Origin of the sequence: Saccharococcus sp. Marseille-Q5394 (assembly GCF_946901335.1) — a bacterium.
Lineage (GTDB): Bacteria > Bacillota > Bacilli > Bacillales_A > Planococcaceae > Sporosarcina > Sporosarcina luteola_C.
Genome location: NZ_CAMPPQ010000001.1, coordinates 317,653 through 338,356, shown reverse-complemented (window position 1 = coordinate 338,356; position 20,704 = coordinate 317,653). Strand labels below are relative to the sequence as shown.

Below are 20,704 nucleotides of genomic sequence, written 5' to 3'. Positions count from 1 at the left end.
GCCAGATTACCAACTTAAATACTCGCTCCGTTTGCGAAATGGAATTAATATTATTTTGAGTTTATAATTTCAATATTTAATGCTTTTGCAGATGCAGGTGAAGAGGTATCTATTCCACCATCTACGCCTTTAGTGAGTCTTATTTAATCGTTTTATCTTGCTCTAACAATTCAATTATTCTATCTAGTTTTTGCTCCACTTTGATATTGTTGTCGGCTTTATTTCTTTGAGTAAACGACAATCTTCTGATGAAAACCGTAAATGAAACAAAAAATAGGATTATTAGCAGAATAAAAATCGTCGTAGATATTATATCACCAATGTTAACTGAGCTATTTATTAATTCCAAAGTAATCTCCCTCTCCACTTTACACCTTCTGCTAAATGGCTCCGATTGCATAACGGACGCAGATTGCTTCTTACGTAATCGCGCCCGTTTGCTTAAATTGATTAATGCTTTGCTTCTTAGAGAACAGGGCTTATTAATTTCGACATGTAATATTCATCAACAAACTCATCATTGATGAGTAGAGAATGTCTTTTTGTTCCCTCGACTTCGAAGCCCATTTTCTTATATAAAGACAGACCAACTTGGTTCCGAGTAACGACTGTTAGTTCCAAACGATGAATATCGTGTTGTGCAGCCCATTGTTCCAACTCTTTAAATAGTTTTGTCCCTACACCTTGTCCTCGATAATTTTCGGATATACCAATAACAATATAAGCCGAGTGCTTGCTTCTTTTCGCATTGCCCCCGATTGCAAATAAGTATCCCACAAGTTCATTATTTTTGTTTTCTGCTACTAAAATAGTTGAATTATTACTATCCTTCATACTCTCTATCATCTTTTTTTGACGTTCGCCTTCAACTTCCCTTTCCCCAGCTTCCCAAAGCATATATTCAGAACTTGCTTCTACTAGTTGAATTAGGAGGGAAAGTTTTTCGGCATCTGTAATTTCTATTTCCCTTGCTATCAAATTACTTCTCTCTCCCATCATAATTATCCAACAATCTGTCCGATTAAAGAAAAGGCGTTGTGAAGCACATTTAATTGCGAAGTATTTTATCAACACATTTGGTACCACAAGCAAGAGGCTGTTCAAAACGGTTTCCTATTTTGAACAACTCTCATCTTATTCACTAAGCCACTTATGCTTTACATCATCCTCTAAACAACCAAGTTGATCGAAATGGCTTGCTAAAATGCCAAAATACATATCTTCCTCTTCGTTTACATTGGCTTTACGTAGCGCAGCATTAACGATATATGCTACATCCTCACCCAGTGCGAAAATTGTATTGAAGGCACGTACTCGTATAGTAGGGTCTATATCAAACATAGCAAAACTCAACTCATCAGTTGGAATCGGCTCACTAAAATGAGCGTATGGATCTTCATAAGTAGCGCAATATATCCTCTCTCTCGCCTCCTCAAAATGATCACCAAGTGATATCCCACCGGCGGAAATACCATTCTCGGTTTGCGAAAGACTAGCCAAATCAACCTCTACAAAGCGCATGTCTTTTACAATATAGTATTTGTCCTCCGGATTGAGCGCAGAAACGTACTCACCCCACGTAGCGACCTCTCCCGGTTCAATATACACTGCAGGGCGATACAAGCAACTCGCTTTGACTTCTTTGAAAAAAATCGTCCATTCCCTATATGGGCTACCAAAACTAGATAAAACGCGTAATACAAATCCTTCTGCGATTTCTATTAGCTCGTCATACACGTAATTGCCTTCAAGCTTACCCTCTGTTTGTACATCATGAAAAACTAACTGCACAATCGACTCGACTGTAAACCCGCCACTCATATCTAATAGGAGTGTAAATGTATCCCCTTGTTGCTTGGCATGAATAATTTTACCGTCATGAAATGATTGGGAAAAAACAGTTTGTGCTGACGGATTAAAGCGTGTGACAATCGCTTCACGTTTTTCATAAATAGCATTGCCCTTCGTTGTGAACTGCTCAATTGTCACATTGCACCATTCTTCAAATTCATCCATTAACGTGTCATTTCGAAATAATGTACGTTCAATAATCCCCAATTGAAATTTTTGTGGTAAGACATCTATATACTGGGCTAAGTGTAAATATAAATGTTCTTCAAATTCACTATCGATCTCTTCCTCAAATGGATATGTATGTGCTGCGTCGAATACTTCCTGTCGTTCACGTGTTAGGAAAAACATCGTTTCACTCCTTCTTAGCTCTATAAGTTCTGAAATTTAATTTACTACAACCCCTTTTAATCTATGAAAAGGATTCAGATTTCTACAGCAAGTATAACACTTTACTTTCAAATTTATTAGTGCTTGCCAGTGAATTGGAGAAGAAGACGGCGACTCCTGGGGGATCAGCGGGACAGGTGAGACCCCGCAGTGGAGCGTAGCGACCGAGGAGGCTCACCGCCCGCCCCCCCGGAAAGCGTCCGTCTAGAACGGAAATTCACAGGATTAAAAAACGAGTATATGAACAATTATCTGTTCACATACTCGCATAGTTTATATTTATTACATCGTCAACTGACGGTTTTGTTGGTCAATCCATTTGCTCATGCTCTTATACAACAACAATGAAATGACCATCAGCATGATGCCTTTTATCAAGTTGAATGGAAGAATCCCTAGTACAATCACATTGAACATAGCATCGCCCGTATAGGCAGGCATATTCATGAAGTATACATACATCGGCAGGAATACGAAATAATTCAATGCGCTCATTCCGACAGCCATGGAAACCGTGCCGGCAAACAAGCCAGCAGTCAGGCCTTTTGTCGAACGGATTTTCTTAAAGATTAAATAGATCGGCATAATGAATAGGACGCCTGTTGCAAAGTTCGCAATCTCTCCTACTGGAACACCAGTCGGGCTTCCTGATAAAAACCAATGCAATACGTTCTTTAGCAGTTCTACAGCGATTCCTGCGACCGGTCCCATTGTCATGATTGCTAAGACGGCCGGAATTTCACTGAAATCAATTTTCAGGAATGCAGGCAATGCAGGCAGTGGGAAATTCAACTGCATCAATACCGTTGAAATACTTCCCAGTATTGCGATTAGAATCATCCTTCGTAATTTCTTGTTGTTCATGTTAACCCTCTCTCCTTTTGCGATTCACTTCAAAAGAGGAAAGGTCTGACCGCTATTTGTTAATTGTCCAAATTAAAATCCCTAAAGCAAATAAGCTTTAGGGAGAGTTTAAAAGGCATCACTAAATAAGGGTATGCGTGAAAGGCGGTTTCCTTTTGCACGTTCCCATACTTAAATAAGCACCCTTTTTGTGGACAACACAAAAAGACGGCTGCACCTTCACCTTCTCCCATCCAGACTATACTGTCGGCTCCGGAATCACACCGGTATCAGCTGTTAAGCTCGCGGGCTAAGAAGTGGAACTTCCATTACCGCCGGTCGGGAATTACACCCTGCCCCGAAGATGAATCAATATTATGTTACAAATCTATTGTACCGAAAAAAAAGCGCCTTGTAAACTCTACTGTTTACAAGACGCTTCTTCTATGATTATGGAGTGAACCAAGTTGGATTGCTGCCAACCGGCATTGGCAAGGGCTTTGATAGATCATACTTGCCAAAGCTCTCTTGAACTACGTTTTCAAGCCGAACTTGTATGTCATAACCTTTAGCAGTTAGCATGAATCCTTCAATCATTTGATTTACTGCGTTTTGCTCAAATGCATTGACATCCAATTGCTCTTTGAACGTAATGACAGCAATATTATCTTCTACCCGGACTTCATATTCCACATTGTCCGGAACCAATGATTCGAAAATATCACCAGTCACATTTTTCATCGCCGAGAGCCCTTGGGTTACTGTAGCTACAGACTCAATAGACTCTGCAGGAATCAAATAAACCTTACCCGAAGGTGTCGTGTATCTATAATAAGGGAACGGCCTGTTTAATTCTACTGCTTTTGAATCTCCGACACTTGGAAATGAGGTTGGTTTGCCCGTTTCATCAACAAGCTGCAGCTTTTCATATCCCGAAAAAGTTTCTCTCATCGAAGAGAAATAATTATAAACAGTCGAGCTCGACATATCATAATTATGCTCATCCGGAAGTTGATGATGGAGTATGCCATTTCCCTCATATAACCTGCCTTTATACGGATGGTAGTCATCGAAACCAAGTTCCTCTTCCGGAAACTCAGCGGCATATTTATTGTATAGTTCAACCGTTGTCGGGTTTCCTTTTGGAAAATCGGATTGAATCAGAGAATCAGGAATCAAAAATGTGATCGGAACGACATATGCAGATTGCTCCAATCCGATTTGAAAAGCTGCAGCGTCATATAACTCGTCTGCTAGTACTACATGGCTTTCAATAGTTTCAAACGACAAAGCTGCTGACTCCTTCGCTTCTGTCGCGCTAAATGTATCCGCTGATTCCTCGGCTGCTTCATTTTCACTGTCAATTGCCCGCTTCATTTCGAAAGAAATAGACTCTGCATCCTCGATCGCCCCTTCATTGTTTTTGAGCATCGAAGGGACAAGCAAACTGAGCAGGAGCAGCGCAGCCGCCGCCACAATAATAGGCATCCATTTCCTCGGTTTCATCCTGCGCGATTTTTTAAGGCGCTGATCCTGTATAAGGCGTTCCATAATTTGTTCCTTTGAACGGTTATCTTCAATTTTCGGCATTGAATGAAGAAGGCTTTCCAGCTTGTTGTCATCCCATTGATTGTTGGTCATTCATCTTTCCTCCTCTGCCGAAAGAGCATTCAATTTCTTTTGTAGTGCTTTAATTGCACGGTGTTGGGTTGTTTTCACCTTTCCCTCCGTCCAGCCGAGGGTGTCGGCGGTTTCCGCTATGGAGAGCTCTTGGAAAAACCGCAAGATTATTACCATCTTTTGATCGCCGGTGCATGTATCTAAAACTCGCAGCAACTGCCTCATCTCTTCATTTAACGATGCAATTTCTTCAGGAGTGCTTACTAGTGAGGGCAATTCGCTCTGCTCCCAGTCAAATTTATCGAAATTATGCTTCTGCCGCACATTCTTCTTTCTAAAGTGATCTATCGCAACATTTTTTGCGATGGAGAAGAGCCAGGTCTTTTCAGAGCTCTTCCCTTCAAAACCCGCATATGCCTTCAACACTCTGACGTACACTTCATGCATTAGATCCTCGGACGAATGTCGGTCCCTAGTCAAATAGATGAGGAAATTGAACACGTCCTGATGATATTGCTCGTATAGCCTGTGGAAAACGGAGTCATCCACGAAATCCCCCCGTTCATTACATTAGTCGTAATTCAAGATGAAAAGTTTCATCCCACACATTTTTCTTCAAAGCATGTTTATAGCTTTTCCTCATTGAAATCTGCAGGTCCGGCAGGCAATACGCATTTGAAGATCGTTCCGGACGTTTTGCCAAGCTCTGCGGTGATCCTGCCTCCGTGTGAGTCGATAATATTCTTCGCGATTGCAAGACCGAGTCCAGTGCCGCCTTTCCCCCTCGTCCTCGCCTTGTCGGCTTTGTAAAAACGTTCGAAAATGAAAGGCAGATCCTCTTGCGGTATGCCGCTCCCCGTATCAGAGACGGAAATTCCAACCATATCTCCTTTCTTTTCGACACCGACTGTCACTTTTCCTCCATCAGGCGTATGACGGATTGCATTATCGATTAAGTTTGTAAATACTTGCTCCAGGCGATCGTCATCTGCAAAGAGAATTATCTCTTTATCATCATCGTTAACGTCCAACGTCAGTGCAACATTCGAATCTCGGGCAATTTGCATAAATTTGTTTTGAACTCTATCTAAAAAAGGAATTAAGGGGAAATTCAACTTGTATAAGCGCATATGCCCCGACTCCATACGTGCCAGGTCAAGCAAATCTGTTACGAGACGGCTCATACGCTTCGATTCATCGTGGATAATCTGCACCATTTCATTTCGTTCCTCATCACTCGTCATTACATCATCGATAATCGCCTCACTATATCCTTGCAGTAAGGAAATAGGCGTCCTCAGTTCATGTGATACATTTGCTATGAAATCGGATCTGAGCTTTTCAAGCTTATGCTGTTCGGTCATATCACGCAATACAGCTACTGCTCCACGAATACTGTTTTCACTGTAAAGCGGGCTGATGGAAATGCCATAAAACTGGCCTCCGATTTCAAGTTCATCCTCCACTTCCTCTGCAAACGTTATGGTGTGTTCAAGCATATGAAAAATTTCTTTCGGCAACACTTTGTCATCTGCCCCATTGGCAAAATACCACTTCTGCAATAATCGCTCAGCTTGGGGATTGCTTAGCAGAATCGAATAATCACGATTGAAGGTGATGACCGCATCCGTCATTGATGTGAGAATGCTGGATAACTGTTCCTTTTCTTGTTTAATCAATTCCATCTGGTATTTCAGCTGTCGGCCCATCTGATTAAAAGCGGTCGCAAGTTGACCGATTTCATCATTTTGCATAACGGGAAGACGTGTTTCAAAATTCCCTTTCGACAATTCAAAGGCTGCTTGCTTCATTCCGCGCAATGGCGAAGTGATTTTCGTGGAAAGGAAGAAGGCGAAAATGGTCGTCAATACGAAAGCGATGAAGGCGGATAAGAATACGATATGTGTCGTCCTTTTCGTGGTGCGATGAATAGCATCAAGACTTTGGTACATAACGATGGAGTGCATGTTACCATTAACTTCAGCATACGGATACATGAGGACTAAAAATTTTTCCATGGCGTTCTCTTCAGTAAGAGAAGGAAGAATCTGTTCCTTCACGACCTTTTGATTGATTTCAATATTTGAGAAGAACTTCGGCTCGGATAAGATCTTTTGCTCTATCTTTTCCTGATTCAGCCCCCTATGGAATGAATAATAGACCTTTTTATCCGAGTCAATGATCATCGCATTCGTTTCGTTATCCAATATGTCCTGGATAATGAGTTGCATTGCGGATTCACTTTCGTGGTCTAGAACTATTTTACCGATTGTCGTTGCTTCTCTCCGGAGCGAATCCTCTGCTTGCGTCGTATGAAAATTATCAAGGAATTCAAGCAGAAAAACGGTGACGATAAAAAGGACAAAGGAAACGAGAAGCAATATGGTTGCCCATAGCTTCCCGACGATTGAATGCCATATTCTATTCATTCGGAACCTCGAATTTATAGCCGACGCCCCAAACAGTAACAATCATTTTAGCTGCACTTTCCGAAACACGGCTCAGCTTCTCCCGTAGTCTTTTCACATGTGTATCGACTGTCCGTAAATCTCCGAAGAATTCATAGTGCCAAACTTCCTTCAATAACTGCTCGCGGTCGAACACCTTATCCGGCGATTTCGCAAGGAAATAAAGCAATTCGTACTCTTTAGGTGTCAAGTTCACTTCTTTTCCTTCAGCTGTCACCCGGTGTGCATCATGATCAATTGTCAATTGCGGGAAGACGACAAGATCTTTCGAACTGTTCGTGGCCGTTGCGTCGGGGAAAGTTACCGATCTTCTCAGAATGGCTTTCACACGCAGCACAACCTCACGCGGACTGAACGGTTTGACAATGTAATCGTCTGCGCCTGTTTCAAATCCAACTACCCGGTCGGATTCCTCTCCCTTCGCTGTCAAAAGGATGACAGGTGTCATTTTCTTTTCGTCACGAAGTTCCTGCAACACTTCGAGGCCATCTTTTTCAGGCATCATCAAATCGAGTAAAATACAGTCATATTGATTAGCAAGCGCCTTTTCGATCGCTTCGGCGCCATCTACCGCCTCATCGATTTCAAAGCCTTCGCGGGATAAATACATATTCAAAAGTCGGCGAATCCGATCCTCATCGTCCACCACTAATAGCCTAACATTCTCTTCCATATTCAATGTCCCCTTTCAACAACGCTTCTGTTCCCATTGTACAAGCTGTACATAAAAAAAGAAACTGCACAGCTCCTTTTCGGCTCTGTGCAGTCCAATCGGTTCACGCGTATGAATGCAAACCGGCAATGATTAAATTCACGGCAATCAGATTGAACATGATAATGACAAATCCGATAACCGCAAGCCATGCTGATTTTTTCCCTTCCCATCCTTTTGACAATCGGAGATGGAGGAATGCCGCGTAAAATAGCCATGTAATAAGTGCCCATACTTCTTTCGGATCCCACCCCCAGAACCTGGACCAGGCTTCATGCGCCCAAATCATCGCAAAGATTAAGGCCCCTAAGGTGAAGACAGGGAAACCGATGAGAACGGAACGATAGCCGATTTCATCCATTAGCTGCGAACTGGCTTTCTTCGCGAAAGGTTGGAAAACAGCCGCAATTGGTTTACGGAATATAATCCGTAATAGAAGATAGAGAATTGCTCCCGTAGTCACTGACCAAACGAATGTCGTCAATGTTTTTGCGTTGACGATAGCTGGCATTTCGGCCCACGGAGTCATCGCTTCAGGAGTTTGGGCTTCATATTCATGCATGCCGAATAACGGCGGGTAATTATACTCGATTTTTGCAGGCGCCTGGTTTTTATCGATATACGTAAAGTGCGCTTCATAGCCCGTCAACTTGAATGTTGTCGAAGATAGGACGAATCCGAGGACAAGGACTAGTGTGAACATAACCGCTTCGAGCCAAAACCGCTGTTTTGAAGGCTTTGTCAAATCGACATTCTTCAATAAGTAAATAAGTCCCGCCACCGCACTGATTGCGAGGATTGACTCACCAAGCGCAGCAGTTATGACATGGATAGTTAGCCAGTAACTTTGGAGCGCGGGTATGAGCGGTGTAATTTCCCGTGGGAACATGCTTGCGTAACCGATAATAATGATTGCAATCGGTAATGCAAACAATCCAAGGGATGGTGTTCTATACAAGAAAAACAGTAGAATGAAAGACCCTACAAGCATCATGCCGAACGCAGTTGTAAATTCAAACATATTACTAACAGGAGCGTGGCCTGAAGCTATCCATCTTGTTATGAAATATCCGAGATGGGTGATGAAGCCGATGATAGTGATTGTAATCCCTACATTTCCCCATCTATGATTTCTATAGGATGCTTCCGATTTAGCGCCTTTCACTGCTCCACCAAAAAACAAGGTGGCTACCAAATAGGCAATGAAAGAGACTAAAAGCAGATTCGCGCTTAACGATGCTAATCCCATAATTATTTTTCTCCTTCCTCTTCCTCAGTTGACGACTCATTATCCTGCCTGTCTTCATAGTTCGGCAAGCCGGCAACATCTTTAACGGCATTCAAATCCTTTTTCAATGAGAACCAATTTTTATTCGTATGGGCGGCTACCAATAGCTCTTCGCCTTCCCCTTTCTGAATCCAAATACGTCTATGATTCCAATAGGAACCTTGGATGACGCCGATCATGAAGATGAGTCCGCCAAGTAAAAGAACATATAATGTCTTGTCTTTTCGTATCGTCAAGCCGGAAATATCCCGGGTATCTGCTCTGACGAATTTTACCTTATACGCATTTTCTTGCGTTTCAAGCGTTTGCCGTATTGCGACAAAGCTTTTTTCGCCTTGCGGTTTCTCAGGAGTTATCATATTAAAGATGAAAGCCGGGTTGTTCGGAATTGGCGACTTGGAAACCGGTTCGCCATTTTCAACACCATCGTAATCTGCATAATAGCCGATCAAATCGACACGTGCCCCATCGTTCAGTTCATAAATCCCTTCCGGATCGTCAAGGTCGATAGTGAATTCACCAAATGATTTTCCTGTTTCCTTCTCAATCAGTTCCATTGTCATCGCCTTCAACTCATCTTGACGGTAATCCATCTGGAAGATGTTGTACCCATCAAATTTCAAAGGCTTATTGACGATAATCGGATAGTCTTTGATGTGTTCCAGATCAGTCGAACCTGGTAGGTTGTTCTCTTTCGTTTTGTATAACGAGACTTCCGTCTGATATGATTTCACAATTGTGCCAACACGATCGATTGCTGTTCCGAAAACTTCATCGGCCTCTTCCTTTGAATACAGCTCCATGCTGAAATCCTTGTTCTCCAAATAATAGCCCGGAGCACCAGGTATTGATCGCAATTCACCTTCCCGTATCCACATTGTCTGGTCAACATAGAAGCCGGGGATGCCGCGCAATAAGATACCGAATAGGAAAATGATCAGTCCTGTATGATTTATATATGGACCCCAACGAGAAAAACGGTTCTTTTCGGCCAAAATCGCGCCATTTTCCGTCTTTACGTTGTATTTCATTCCCTTCAATTTCTCTTCCGCTTTCGCAAGTGACTCATCGACATTTGGAGAATGGCCAACACCGTAAATACGTTGCCGTTTCATGAATGACGGATGCCGCTTTGTCCGTTGCTTCTTCAATGATTTATAAAGTGGAATCACCCTGTCGACACTCGCAATGATAATGGAAGTTCCAAGCATGCCGATCAGTATTTTAAACCACCAGCTATTATACATATCATAGAAGCCTAATTTGTAATAGAGTGTACCTACAAATCCATACAGACGTTCATAATATGCTAATAATTCCGCCGGTGAATTCTGATTCACCGGTACATAAAACTTCTGTGGAAAAAGCGTACCGATCGCTGATGTGGTAAGAACAGCGATGATAATGCTTACCCCAATTTTGACACTGGAGAAGAAATTCCATATTTTATCGATGATTGACCGTTTATACGTCTGGGATCTGCGCGCAGACCCTTCATAACGCATATCTACGACTTCACTGTTTTTCGCTTCCTCGGTCATCGGACGGCCGCATTTTTCACAAAGCACTGTTCCAAATGGGTTGTCATGACCGCATTGGCATTTGATTTTACTCATGTGTACGAACTCCTTATCAAGGTTGGATGCTTTCCATGTACGAAATGATTTCCTTCTCCGTCATTTCCGCAGTGATGATTTTCGTGATTCGCCCGTCTTTATCGATCAGCAGAGTCGTTGGAAGCGGTAAAATGTTATATAGCTCCTTGACATCCTTGTTTTTATCGATGACGATCGGAAACGTCAGTTCATATTGGTCACGGAACGTATCCACTTTCAGGTTGGATTCGGCGATATTCACTGACAATACATGGACACCTTTTTCCTTGAAAGCTTGGTATTGATTTTCAATGTATGGCATTTCCCGTTTACAAGGTGGACACCACGTTCCCCAAAAGTTCAGGAAGACACCTTCTCCTGCATAGTCGGATAACCGATGCTTATTCCCATCCAGATCGACAAGCTCAAAATCCGGGGCTTTGTCACCTACTGCCAGGACTTTGACTTTGTCTTTTGAGAAAATGGAAAATAAAATGGCTGATGCAAGCAATAGTAAAACAACACCCCGGAAAATGAGGCGTGTACGCTTTTTATTCGCCTTTGACAATTGACAGCCCCCTATCGTAATAAGATTCCTATACCAAGTATAGCAAAACAATTATCGTAATTTTGATGGAGTCGTGATAGGTTTGTGAACTTTTCAAAAGCGCAGGGTGGCGCTTAACTACGAAAGGCATAAGTTTGATCTGCGAAACGGCGCTCTTTGCCGTGCAGCGGAGCTGACTTATGACCCGAGCAGTTGCCACCCGGAGTCTAGACGGAACAAACGTGCAATGCACGTTTATCCGATTTTCCCGGTTTCAGCAAGAACGCGCAATTGCTTTACTTCATGGGTTGTCAATTCACGCGCCTCTCCCGCATTCAATCCGTGCGTCGTCAACATCGCGAAAGACTCCCGTCTCAGTTTTTGAACCGGGCACCCGATCGCGTCGAACATTCTCCGGACTTGGCGGTTTCGCCCTTCATGGATGGTGATCTCAACAAGTGCAGTTCCTGTCTTCTTGTCGAATGACTGCATTTTCACTCGGGCAGGGGCAGTCATGCCATCCTCAAGTTCGATGCCGCGTTCTAATCTCTTTAATGCATCCCGTTCAGGTATTCCTTTCACTTTTGCAACGTACTTCTTTTGGATACCGAACTTCGGATGAGTCATCAGATAGGAGAAGTCACCATCATTTGTCATGATGATAATTCCTGACGTATCAAAATCCAATCTTCCTACAGGGAAAATTCTTTCTTCCACCATCGGAAGCAGGTCGAGAACCGTTTTTCTCCCTTTTTCATCACTGACCGTCGAAATATAGCCTCTAGGTTTGTATAGCAAATAATAGACGAATTGCTCTTTGACCAACTCCACACCTTCGACTTCCACACGGTCTGCGCGTGTAACTTTTGTACCCAATTCAGTTACAACCTTGCCATTCACTTTCACTTTTCCCTCAACGATGAGTGTTTCCGCTTTTCTTCGGGATGCAACTCCCGCCTGTGCTAATACTTTTTGTAATCTTTCCAACTCGTCACCTTCTTTCTACCTCAAAAAATTATGTCACATTTCAATGCAAATGAAAAGAAGACCGACCTAATTACAGTCAGTCTTCCCTAATTACTTCATGTTCAAATGCTGAATAATTCATTTCCGAATCTCAATTTCAGCTGTAACCAGCAATTCATTATCTAGTGATACAGCCCATGTCCCTTTTACTGTCCGATCATTCTTCCGCGGAATATAGACGACATGGGATACTTTTTCTAATTCATCCTCATTCAATAAAAGGACAATCGGCTTCTTCAATTCTCCATTCACCCCTGGAAGAATACGGTATTTACCTTTCTTCGCAACAGTGACGTTCTCGAATTTCCGGAATGTCTCATTGGCCAATTGCTCATGTGTGTTCCAGTCGTTCCCATTATTCAACGTGACGACGATTAGTTTCTTACCATCCTTTTCGAAGTAAGTTGCAAGAGTCCTGCCCGCTGCTTTCGTGAATCCAGTCTTGCCAGCGATGACATAGTCATTTGTATGGATTAAACGATGTTTATTCCGCCAGCTTCTTACCTCGTCACCTTTTCGATAGATGAAGTTTTCCGATGAAGCAATTTTATGGAACTTATCATTCTTCATAGCAAAATAAAGCATTAATGCCGTCTCATATGCAGTTGACAAATGCCGATCATCATGAAGGCCTGACGGGTTCATGAATGTAGTATGTTCTAAGCCATACAATTCAGCTTTACTATTCATCAAGTCGACAAATCCGTCTACCGAGCCGCCAGCATGTTCAGCAAGTGCATATGCAGCATCATTTCCGGATCGCAGCATAAGTCCATATAACAATGCATCTGCATCTATTCGCGTGCCATGTTCCAAGTAAATGGAAGAACCCTCAGCAGAGGCAGCCGCAGGTGATATGACAATTTCACCTTCCTCGGCTCCGCTTTCAATGAATGTCAAGGCTGTCCAGATTTTCGTCAGACTTGCTATCGGCAATTGAAGATTTTCATTTGACCCGCTTAATAGACGTCCTGTCTCTGCGTCGATAACAACCCATGCACTTCCAGACGCCGCTTCTTTCGGTACTGCAGTCAATAAGACCGATAAGAATAGTACAATGGCTACTGCATGCCTCAATCACTGTTTCCTCCTTCTTCTGTCATCTCAAATGCTTCTTGGAATTTCGTCATGAATAGATCTGTATCTCCGAATGATTCTTCATCTTCCCCCTCAACTAATGGAGGAAGCATATCGATCGACTCCAGACCGAATCTGTCCAAAAATAAATCAGTCGTCCCGTAAAGTATTGGCCTTCCGCTGCCTTCCATACGTCCTTTTTCCATAATGAAACCTTTTGCAACGAGAGTCTGGATCGGACCGTCAGACTTCACACCACGCAAATCGTCAATTTCTATACGTGTAACAGGCTGCTTGTAAGCAATGATTGCCAACACTTCCATTGAGGCTTGTGTAATCGAATTGCGTGCCGGATTTTCGAGCATCCTAAGAATATCATCAGCGAACTCGGCTTTCGTCACTAGCCTGTAGTGACCTCCGTATAGCCTGAGTGTAATTCCCGAGTCTGGTCTATCCTCATAATTCACACGCAGTCTTTCAGTGATTTCAGCCGCCACATCAGTTTCTATTTGAAGCAGTGAGGCGATCTGACTTAATGTCAACCCATCATCTCCCGCTATGAATAAAAAGCTTTCCAACATTCCAATGAGCCGTTCATCGTTTTTTTCCATCATTCTCTTCCCCTCCAACCATGACTGTCATTTTACCGAAATTATTTTCTTGCCTAACGATAATATCTAGCCGTTTCATCAATTCCAATAACGAGAGGAATGTCACGACTAAATCTTCTATGTCTTCTTGTTCAAATAAACTTTCAAAATCGCAGCTTCCGCCAAGCCTTTCAAGCGATATCATGATGTTGTCCATTTTTTCACTTACCGAAAGCTCTGTTTTTGCAATATTTGCGGTCAATGGTGCACGCAGTTTCTTTCTCTCGAGCATTTTCTGGAATGCACCGATCAAATCGAAAACATTCATCTTTTCTTCCGGAACCGTTGCAGTTACCTCACCATATTCCGATAAGTCTCCTGGCAGTTTCGTGAAATGATCCGCCCGATCTTCTGCTGATTCGAGTAAGGAATTGGCTGCTTCTTTGTACTTTTTGTATTCTATGAGACGGGCGACTAATTCATCCCGCGGATCTTCCTCGAAATCGAATTCCGAGTCTTCATCCAATGCTTCGCCCTCATGTACAGGCAATAGCATTTTACTTTTGATCTCAAGTAAAGTGGCCGCAAGTACCAAGTACTCACTTAGTTCGTCAAGTTCCAAAACACGCATTGCGTGAAGATGCTCTATGTACTGATTTGTCAGCTCTGCCATCGGGATATCATAGATATCGATTTCAAGTCGGTTGATTAAATGTAATAATAGATCTAGAGGCCCTTCAAATGCCTCCAATTTCACTTTATAAGTCAATGGGACTCCTCCTGTACGCATTATTGCTTCACCATATAGAAAGGAATGATTTGTATGAATCCATATCATCATCCGCTATTCTTGAATTTTATTGTTTATTTCAATAGGAATCAAGATTACTTCGAATGTCACGAAGTGCTTGAAGAGTATTGGAAATCCATACCTGGATATACGAAAGACCATCCGCTTACCGCTTTAATCCTTTTATCGACAGGGCTCTACCATTGGAGAAGGGGGAATGTAGAGGGAGCATACCGCACCCTTGTAAAAGCTGAAAACAAAATGCTCGACTTCCATAAGTTTGACAGTCGATATACTGAAGATATCGATTATGAACGGCTTGTACAAGATACGGCCAGGTCTGTTAATAAATTGAAAAATGGTGAGCCGTTTTCCCCGTTCCAAATATATTTGAAATCAGAAACCCTTCAACAGTCAGTTGATAAGAACGCTTCTACTATGGAGCTTCTTCCGTTTGGAAGCGATACTGTCATTCATAAACATATGCTACGGGATCGTTCCGATATTCTTGAGGAACGCGAAAAGAAAAGGCGCAGACCACATTGATCTGCGCCTTTTCCTCATTCGTCTAGTTGTGTTTCTTCCTTTTGACGGCATTTTCTCAAGAACGATTCTGTTTCCTCATTGCTCTTACATTCCAAGTCAGGAAAAAGATCTCCGAGCTTCGTGATTATTTCGCTGCCGATCCCTTCTCCCCGGAACGAAGGGTTGACAGAAAGGTGCATTACGGTATACGAATCTGCGTCCAAGATGATTCCGACGAGGCCGATGATATCTTCCTCTTGCTTCAAAAGGAATAACTGCCAATTTTCCTCATTTTCGTACTGATGAATCGTTTCTTGCAATTTTTTCACAGACTTTTCTCCGGGCATATAAGAAAGCAAGCCCATGGCGATTTTCTCATACGCCTTTTTGTATCGTAAAAGCATCATTGAAATCCCTTCTTTTCAAAAAATCCTCAGGCTTCGGCAATAAGGCTGTCCTTCATTTTTCAGAAGACCTATGCCGGATTATGATTATCCCGCATTAACTGGCAGTAAGACTCCCACCAGAGTGGGAGTTCAACTGCCAGTATATGCCCGATCGGTTCAACTAACACTCAGTGGTGGATGAAAGGAACCACCACTGAGTGAAGTTTCCCTTATCGTACATGATACCTAAGGCTTTTTCAATGATCGAGAAAGTTCATTTATTCGGTCCGGCAAAGGGGGCAATAAAGTACCAGTATACTACTCCCCAAATGGCTGCAGCAATGACTATGAGCAGGAAAAGCATCATATTGCGCTTTTTCATGTTGGGATTTCCTGCTCTGTCCTCTGTAGAGGAATGTCCAACCTGATAACATCTTCATATGTTTCCCTGCGGACTACCAATTGATGCTGGCCGTTTTCGCAAAATACGATTGCAGGCTTTGGAAGTCGATTATAATTGCTTGCCATGGAGTACGTGTAAGCCCCTGTACAGAAAACGGCAATGAGATCCCCTTCTGCAGGTTCGGCAATATACGCATCTTCAATCAATTTATCTCCTGATTCACAGCACTTCCCAGCGATTGTCACTTTGTCGGCATGAGGATCCAACATTCTGTTCGCCGTAGCAGCTGTATACTTCGCCTGGTATAGAGCTGGACGGATATTATCAGACATGCCTCCATCGACTGCCACATAAGTCCTTATACCTGGAACTTCCTTGCTACTGCCTGCCGTATATAGTGTCGTGCCTGCGTCTCCAACAAGCGATCTACCAGGCTCAATCCAAATTTCCGGTAATGGATAATTTGCTTTTCGTGACATCGATAGCACAACATCCTCCATTTCCTCAACATAGGCGGAAGGATGAAGCGGTGTATCCTCGACCGTATACTTGATGCCGAAACCCCCACCTAAATTGAGCACTGTACATACGAATTTAAATTTCTCCCGCCACTCAATCATTTTCACCATCAGCGCTTCCGCTGCGAAACGGAATGCTTCTGTTTCAAAAATTTGGGAACCGATATGGCAATGTAATCCGAGTACAGTAATATATGGATGATTAAAAAGCTTGAGGAAAGCATCATCCGCTTGGCCATTCTTTAAATCAAAGCCGAATTTCGAATCCTCTTGACCAGTTGTAATATAGTCATGGGTTGAAGCATCAACACCTGGAGTGACACGCAGCAGAACATTCATCTTCTCCTTGCGCGATTCTGAAATCTCCTTAAGCATTTCGATTTCCAGGAAGTTATCGACTACGATGCATCCGATTTTTTCATCAAAAGCGAATTGCAGTTCTGTATAACTTTTGTTATTTCCGTGAAAATGAATCTTTTCTCGCGGGAAATCTGCAGCTGCCGCCGTATAAAGCTCTCCGCCTGATACAACATCCAGTGATAGCCCCATTTGCTTAGCAAGTTCATAGATGGCTATAGAAGAAAATGCTTTACTTGCATATGCTACCTGCGCAACGATTCCAGCCTTTGCAAATGTTTCCTGGAATGCAATCGCACGTTCCTTGAATAGAGCAACATCATAAACGAGCAATGGTGTGCCATACATATGTGCAAGATCTACTGTATCTACTCCGCCTATCGTCAAGTGGCCCAGATTGTTCACCGATTGAGTTCCATATAGATGCATATTCATTCCTCCAAGTCATGTTGTTAAAACTTTATCATAACTGGAAGGCAGGAATCAATCTACGAAAGCCTATTCCGGTCAGGAGCTTTCGTAATATAAGGCCTCGGCGCATCCATCGTCATAGGATAACGGATCAATACACGCTTCATTGCCTCAGGGAAAAACGGAACCGCTGGCCATAAGTATGGTGTTCCCATTGGCTTGAGGGATGCCAAATAATAAAACAGAATAGCGATGCTCAAGAAAAACCCAGGAGCTCCAAGAATTCCCGTCAAAATAAGTATGAAGATCCTGAACACTTTCGTTGTAATGCTCAATTCGAACGATGGAATCGCAAATGTGAAGATAGCGCTCACAGCAACGTACAGTATGACTTCTCCAGTAAATAGACCGACATCTATCGCCACTTGGCCGATTACAATTGCTGCAACGAGTCCCATGGCAGTCGTCATCGGAGAAGGGGTGTGTATAGCGGCCATCCGTAAGACTTCTATGCCGATGTCTGCAATTAATAATTGTACGAGAAGAGGGACGGATCCCGGATCATTCGGACCGATATAACTAAGTGAAATCGGTAAGTATTGTTGATATGTAGCAAGTAAATACCAAAACGGAAGCAATAATAGACTGAGCGACGCACCAATCAGACGGACCCATCTCACAAACGTACCGATGAACGGTGCTTGCCGATATTCCTCAGCATGTTGCAAATGATGAAATATGGTCGTTGGTACCAAAATGACTGAAGGGGATGTATCGACTATAATTGCGATATGGCCTTCAAGAAGATGCGCGGCGCAAATATCCGGCCGTTCAGTGAAGCGGACGAATGGCATCGGGTGGAATCGTTGCTTAAATAGGAATTCTTCCAATGATTTATCTGTCATTGTCAATCCATCATGTTTAATTTCATCCAGTCTTTTCCGGATGTAGGAGAGGTGCTCCTCACTGGCAGCCCCTTTCATGAATGTGATGGCGACATCGGTCTTGCCATTCACAGTCGTTTGGTGCATTTCAAAACGGAGATTTTCCGTCTTTAGTCGCCTTCTGACAAGAGCTGTATTTGTAATGATGTTTTCTGTAAAGCCATCTCTAGATCCGCGGATGACTTTTTCAGTGTCCGGCTCTTCAGGTGACCTTCCAGGATAACTTCGGATATCCCCGATGAATACAAAACCATCGGGGAGCACGAAGCCTACCTGTCCACTTAATACATTATTGAGCAGTTTCTCTTTCTCATCGACATCCGACAAGGCATAGTAAGGGAAATACGTAAGAAACCACGCTGGATCATCCCTGTTTTCCTCTTCGGGTTTTAAGCCTTCTTGCATTTCCGTTAGCAACGTCGTCAAAATGTTTCCATCGACAAGTCCGTTAATGTAAAGCAATAATGCAGGCATCCCCCATAAATGGACGGTTTTCGCCGTAGCATCGAATGTTTCATTTTCACCGAATTTACTATGGAACCACTCTTCTCCGTCTTTCAAAGATGTAAATAACTTGGCCATGTATTATTCCGTCCTCACTTTGCTTCACTTTCCTCTGGTTGTGAACTCATCCATGTCTTCAACTGGGCTAATATCTTCTTCTCCAACCTGGAAACTTGCACTTGCGAAATGCCGATGCGTTCAGCGATGTCACTTTGCGTATAGTCCAAGTAATACCGCATATAAATGATTGTCTGGTCCCGTTTATTGAGCTTGGATACAACGTCCCGGAGCGGTATATGATCGAAGAACCTCTCTGAACGGTCATCCCTCAACTGGTCCATCAATGTTAAACTGTCACCTTCATTTTCGTATAGCTGCTCATGAAGGGATGCGGGATCTCGCAATGCATCCGATGCGAGAATGACTTCATCGATCGATACATCTAACACTTCGGCGATCTCAGAAACGGAAGGCGATCTTCCGTGGTTTTTAACGTAGTCGTCCGTCGCGTGACGTATTTTAAAACTCAATTCACGAATCGACCTGCTCACTTTCACCATGCCATCGTCCCGAAGGAAACGTTGTATTTCCCCTACAATCATCGGTACGGCATACGTGGAAAACTTCACCTCATAGGATAGATCGAATTTATCAATCGATTTCATAAGGCCTATGCATCCGATTTGGAATAGATCTTCCAGGTCGGCTCCCCGGGATGCAAATCGTTGAACGATTGACCAGACGAGCCTCGTATTCCCTTCAACCATCATTCTTCTCGCATCTTTATCGCCATCCTGAGATTGCTGGATGAGCACTCTCATTTTCTCCTGTGACAATAGGGCATCTTGTCGCTCAACTGATGTATCCATCGGTCACCTCATTCTGCTTGCTTCCGTGACCGGAGAAAACGTTTTCTCGAACCGCACTACCGTTCCATTTCCAAAGGACGATTCTACTGAGAGATTGTCCGAAAAGCTTTCCATGATCGTAAATCCCATTCCTGATCGTTCCATGAGTGGTTTTGTCGTAAACATTGGCTCCATCGCCTGTTGAACGTCAAAAATTCCTCCACCCTTATCTTCGACTGTCATCGTCACCTTATTTTCATCAATTACTGCATGGATCGTAACCATGCTTTTTCCATCATTTTCATAACCGTGGATGATGGCATTGGTGACGGCTTCCGATACGATTGTCTTGAATTCCGATATTTCTTCAAGGGTCGGGTCCAATGGCGTGATAAAACAAGTCATCGCCATCCTCGCCAGCGCTTCATTTTCTTCGATTGCAACAAATGATAATGTCATTTCATTTCTCATGTAAGACCCCTCCGATTTCACCAATTACACTGTCGACCGAGCCATGTCTGATGTTGGAACCTAAGCCGGAAAAATTGAAGATTTTCTCCATTGTCGGAGACGGGTTCAAGATTAGAGTCTCTCCATTGAACGGTGCCAAATCACGCATCCTGCCAAGTATAAGCCCGATGCCTGCGCTATCCATGAATCCGAGTCGGCTCAAGTCCCAGATGACCCCTTTCACTTTCCCTGTGAAGATTGAAGATGTGATAGTGGAACGGATCCTGTTTGCTTCAAGATTGTCCAACTCCCCTGCTAATGTTACGACCACAATGCTATCAATTTGTTTAATATCAGCCATGCTGAATCCCTCCTTCATGCAGATTAATTCAACATTGGGCAAGGGAATTCCTTTCACCTGACATAACTAGTCAGTAACTTTGTGTTTTTCCTATCTTTCGACAAAGCATTCTACCTGAAAAAGTCTATCCATTTTTAGGACGGTTTACACATGTTAGGAATAAATAGCTCACTTCTCTTTTGAATTGTAGCAATGTTGAT

The 20,704-nt window shown here is 43.0% G+C and carries 22 protein-coding genes and 1 riboswitch; of the genes, 1 reads left to right on the top strand and 21 read right to left on the bottom strand.

Features of this window, described 5'->3' with window-relative positions; all coding sequences use genetic code 11:
- Window positions 1-139 precede the first annotated feature (139 nt).
- The 15 genes from OC538_RS01680 to OC538_RS01610 form a co-directional block, all read right to left on the bottom strand.
- Entirely contained in the window at window positions 140-349 is a 210-nt protein-coding gene (locus OC538_RS01680) for a DUF4083 domain-containing protein (RefSeq protein ID WP_262175077.1), read from the bottom strand.
- A gap of 116 nt (window positions 350-465) precedes the next feature.
- Window positions 466-978, bottom strand: coding sequence for a GNAT family N-acetyltransferase (locus OC538_RS01675; RefSeq protein ID WP_262173017.1), 513 nt, complete (start codon window positions 976-978; stop codon window positions 466-468).
- Window positions 979-1,134: 156 nt separating this feature from the next.
- Window positions 1,135-2,202 carry a DUF4085 domain-containing protein gene (locus tag OC538_RS01670; RefSeq protein WP_262173016.1) on the bottom strand — a complete coding sequence of 356 codons (1,068 nt, stop codon included), beginning with the start codon at window positions 2,200-2,202 and terminating at the stop codon, window positions 1,135-1,137.
- Window positions 2,203-2,523: 321 nt separating this feature from the next.
- Entirely contained in the window at window positions 2,524-3,105 is a 582-nt protein-coding gene (locus OC538_RS01665) for an ECF transporter S component (protein ID WP_251694676.1), read from the bottom strand.
- Window positions 3,106-3,322: 217 nt separating this feature from the next.
- A riboswitch (FMN riboswitch) is annotated at window positions 3,323-3,454 on the bottom strand.
- Window positions 3,455-3,534: 80 nt separating this feature from the next.
- The gene (locus OC538_RS01660; RefSeq protein WP_262173015.1) at window positions 3,535-4,725 is read right to left on the bottom strand and encodes a hypothetical protein; all 1,191 of its coding nucleotides are present in this window, start codon (window positions 4,723-4,725) and stop codon (window positions 3,535-3,537) included.
- The gene (locus OC538_RS01655) at window positions 4,726-5,253 is read right to left on the bottom strand and encodes an RNA polymerase sigma factor SigX (protein WP_262173014.1); all 528 of its coding nucleotides are present in this window, start codon (window positions 5,251-5,253) and stop codon (window positions 4,726-4,728) included.
- 77 nt (window positions 5,254-5,330) lie between these two features.
- Complete coding sequence (locus OC538_RS01650; protein WP_262173013.1) at window positions 5,331-7,133, bottom strand: cell wall metabolism sensor histidine kinase WalK; 1,803 nt, start codon at window positions 7,131-7,133, stop codon at window positions 5,331-5,333.
- A complete protein-coding gene (locus OC538_RS01645; RefSeq protein ID WP_251694701.1) occupies window positions 7,126-7,845 on the bottom strand; it encodes a response regulator transcription factor in 720 nt (239 codons plus the stop codon). The genes OC538_RS01650 and OC538_RS01645 overlap by 8 nt, the downstream gene beginning before the upstream one ends.
- A 103-nt stretch (window positions 7,846-7,948) precedes the next feature.
- Entirely contained in the window at window positions 7,949-9,133 is a 1,185-nt protein-coding gene (gene ccsB, locus OC538_RS01640) for a c-type cytochrome biogenesis protein CcsB (RefSeq protein ID WP_251694702.1), read from the bottom strand.
- A gap of 2 nt (window positions 9,134-9,135) precedes the next feature.
- Complete coding sequence (locus OC538_RS01635) at window positions 9,136-10,788, bottom strand: cytochrome c biogenesis protein ResB (RefSeq protein WP_251694703.1); 1,653 nt, start codon at window positions 10,786-10,788, stop codon at window positions 9,136-9,138.
- 16 nt (window positions 10,789-10,804) lie between these two features.
- On the bottom strand, window positions 10,805-11,335 hold the full coding sequence (gene resA, locus OC538_RS01630) for a thiol-disulfide oxidoreductase ResA (protein WP_251694704.1): 531 nt from the start codon (window positions 11,333-11,335) through the stop codon (window positions 10,805-10,807).
- Between the two features lie 234 nt (window positions 11,336-11,569).
- Window positions 11,570-12,301 carry a pseudouridine synthase gene (locus OC538_RS01625; protein WP_251694705.1) on the bottom strand — a complete coding sequence of 244 codons (732 nt, stop codon included), beginning with the start codon at window positions 12,299-12,301 and terminating at the stop codon, window positions 11,570-11,572.
- Window positions 12,302-12,418: 117 nt separating this feature from the next.
- Window positions 12,419-13,417, bottom strand: coding sequence for a D-alanyl-D-alanine carboxypeptidase family protein (locus tag OC538_RS01620; protein ID WP_251694706.1), 999 nt, complete (start codon window positions 13,415-13,417; stop codon window positions 12,419-12,421).
- Window positions 13,414-14,031 (bottom strand): SMC-Scp complex subunit ScpB, encoded by a 618-nt coding sequence (gene scpB, locus OC538_RS01615; protein ID WP_410055841.1) that lies wholly within the window; start codon window positions 14,029-14,031, stop codon window positions 13,414-13,416. Before scpB ends, OC538_RS01620 begins: the two co-directional genes overlap by 4 nt.
- The gene (locus OC538_RS01610; protein ID WP_251694707.1) at window positions 14,012-14,776 is read right to left on the bottom strand and encodes a segregation/condensation protein A; all 765 of its coding nucleotides are present in this window, start codon (window positions 14,774-14,776) and stop codon (window positions 14,012-14,014) included. Before OC538_RS01610 ends, scpB begins: the two co-directional genes overlap by 20 nt.
- Before the next feature lie 54 nt (window positions 14,777-14,830).
- Between OC538_RS01610 and OC538_RS01605 the strand changes: the two genes are divergently transcribed.
- Window positions 14,831-15,343 carry a DUF309 domain-containing protein gene (locus OC538_RS01605; protein ID WP_251694708.1) on the top strand — a complete coding sequence of 171 codons (513 nt, stop codon included), beginning with the start codon at window positions 14,831-14,833 and terminating at the stop codon, window positions 15,341-15,343.
- 14 nt (window positions 15,344-15,357) lie between these two features.
- Here the strand turns inward: OC538_RS01605 and OC538_RS01600 are convergent, their stop codons facing one another.
- The 6 genes from OC538_RS01600 to OC538_RS01575 form a co-directional block, all read right to left on the bottom strand.
- On the bottom strand, window positions 15,358-15,726 hold the full coding sequence (locus tag OC538_RS01600; protein WP_251695291.1) for a GNAT family N-acetyltransferase: 369 nt from the start codon (window positions 15,724-15,726) through the stop codon (window positions 15,358-15,360).
- A 360-nt stretch (window positions 15,727-16,086) separates the two neighbouring features.
- Window positions 16,087-17,415 carry a diaminopimelate decarboxylase gene (gene lysA / locus OC538_RS01595; protein WP_251694709.1) on the bottom strand — a complete coding sequence of 443 codons (1,329 nt, stop codon included), beginning with the start codon at window positions 17,413-17,415 and terminating at the stop codon, window positions 16,087-16,089.
- A 59-nt stretch (window positions 17,416-17,474) separates the two neighbouring features.
- A complete protein-coding gene (locus OC538_RS01590) occupies window positions 17,475-18,923 on the bottom strand; it encodes a spore germination protein (protein WP_251694710.1) in 1,449 nt (482 codons plus the stop codon).
- 14 nt (window positions 18,924-18,937) lie between these two features.
- The gene (locus OC538_RS01585; RefSeq protein WP_251694711.1) at window positions 18,938-19,714 is read right to left on the bottom strand and encodes a SigF/SigG family RNA polymerase sporulation sigma factor; all 777 of its coding nucleotides are present in this window, start codon (window positions 19,712-19,714) and stop codon (window positions 18,938-18,940) included.
- Between the two features lie 3 nt (window positions 19,715-19,717).
- Window positions 19,718-20,164 carry an anti-sigma F factor gene (spoIIAB, locus tag OC538_RS01580; RefSeq protein WP_251624179.1) on the bottom strand — a complete coding sequence of 149 codons (447 nt, stop codon included), beginning with the start codon at window positions 20,162-20,164 and terminating at the stop codon, window positions 19,718-19,720.
- Window positions 20,154-20,504, bottom strand: coding sequence for an anti-sigma factor antagonist (locus tag OC538_RS01575; RefSeq protein WP_251694712.1), 351 nt, complete (start codon window positions 20,502-20,504; stop codon window positions 20,154-20,156). The genes spoIIAB and OC538_RS01575 overlap by 11 nt, the downstream gene beginning before the upstream one ends.
- Window positions 20,505-20,704: the final 200 nt, after the last annotated feature.

Bases quoted from the DNA above. Each gene is read 5' to 3' on its own strand.
- OC538_RS01670 (WP_262173016.1), bottom strand. From the start codon at position 2,202: ATGTTTTTCCTAACACGTGAACGACAGGAAGTATTCGACGCAGCACAT.
- OC538_RS01665 (WP_251694676.1), bottom strand. From the start codon at position 3,105: ATGAACAACAAGAAATTACGAAGGATGATTCTAATCGCAATACTGGGA.
- OC538_RS01660 (WP_262173015.1), bottom strand. From the start codon at position 4,725: ATGACCAACAATCAATGGGATGACAACAAGCTGGAAAGCCTTCTTCAT.
- OC538_RS01650 (WP_262173013.1), bottom strand. From the start codon at position 7,133: ATGAATAGAATATGGCATTCAATCGTCGGGAAGCTATGGGCAACCATA.
- OC538_RS01645 (WP_251694701.1), bottom strand. From the start codon at position 7,845: ATGGAAGAGAATGTTAGGCTATTAGTGGTGGACGATGAGGATCGGATT.
- ccsB (WP_251694702.1), bottom strand. From the start codon at position 9,133: ATGGGATTAGCATCGTTAAGCGCGAATCTGCTTTTAGTCTCTTTCATT.
- OC538_RS01635 (WP_251694703.1), bottom strand. From the start codon at position 10,788: ATGAGTAAAATCAAATGCCAATGCGGTCATGACAACCCATTTGGAACA.
- scpB (WP_410055841.1), bottom strand. From the start codon at position 14,031: ATGATGGAAAAAAACGATGAACGGCTCATTGGAATGTTGGAAAGCTTT.
- OC538_RS01605 (WP_251694708.1), top strand. From the start codon at position 14,831: ATGAATCCATATCATCATCCGCTATTCTTGAATTTTATTGTTTATTTC.
- OC538_RS01600 (WP_251695291.1), bottom strand. From the start codon at position 15,726: ATGCTTTTACGATACAAAAAGGCGTATGAGAAAATCGCCATGGGCTTG.
- lysA (WP_251694709.1), bottom strand. From the start codon at position 17,415: ATGCATCTATATGGAACTCAATCGGTGAACAATCTGGGCCACTTGACG.
- OC538_RS01590 (WP_251694710.1), bottom strand. From the start codon at position 18,923: ATGGCCAAGTTATTTACATCTTTGAAAGACGGAGAAGAGTGGTTCCAT.
- OC538_RS01585 (WP_251694711.1), bottom strand. From the start codon at position 19,714: ATGGATACATCAGTTGAGCGACAAGATGCCCTATTGTCACAGGAGAAA.
- spoIIAB (WP_251624179.1), bottom strand. From the start codon at position 20,164: ATGAGAAATGAAATGACATTATCATTTGTTGCAATCGAAGAAAATGAA.
- OC538_RS01575 (WP_251694712.1), bottom strand. From the start codon at position 20,504: ATGGCTGATATTAAACAAATTGATAGCATTGTGGTCGTAACATTAGCA.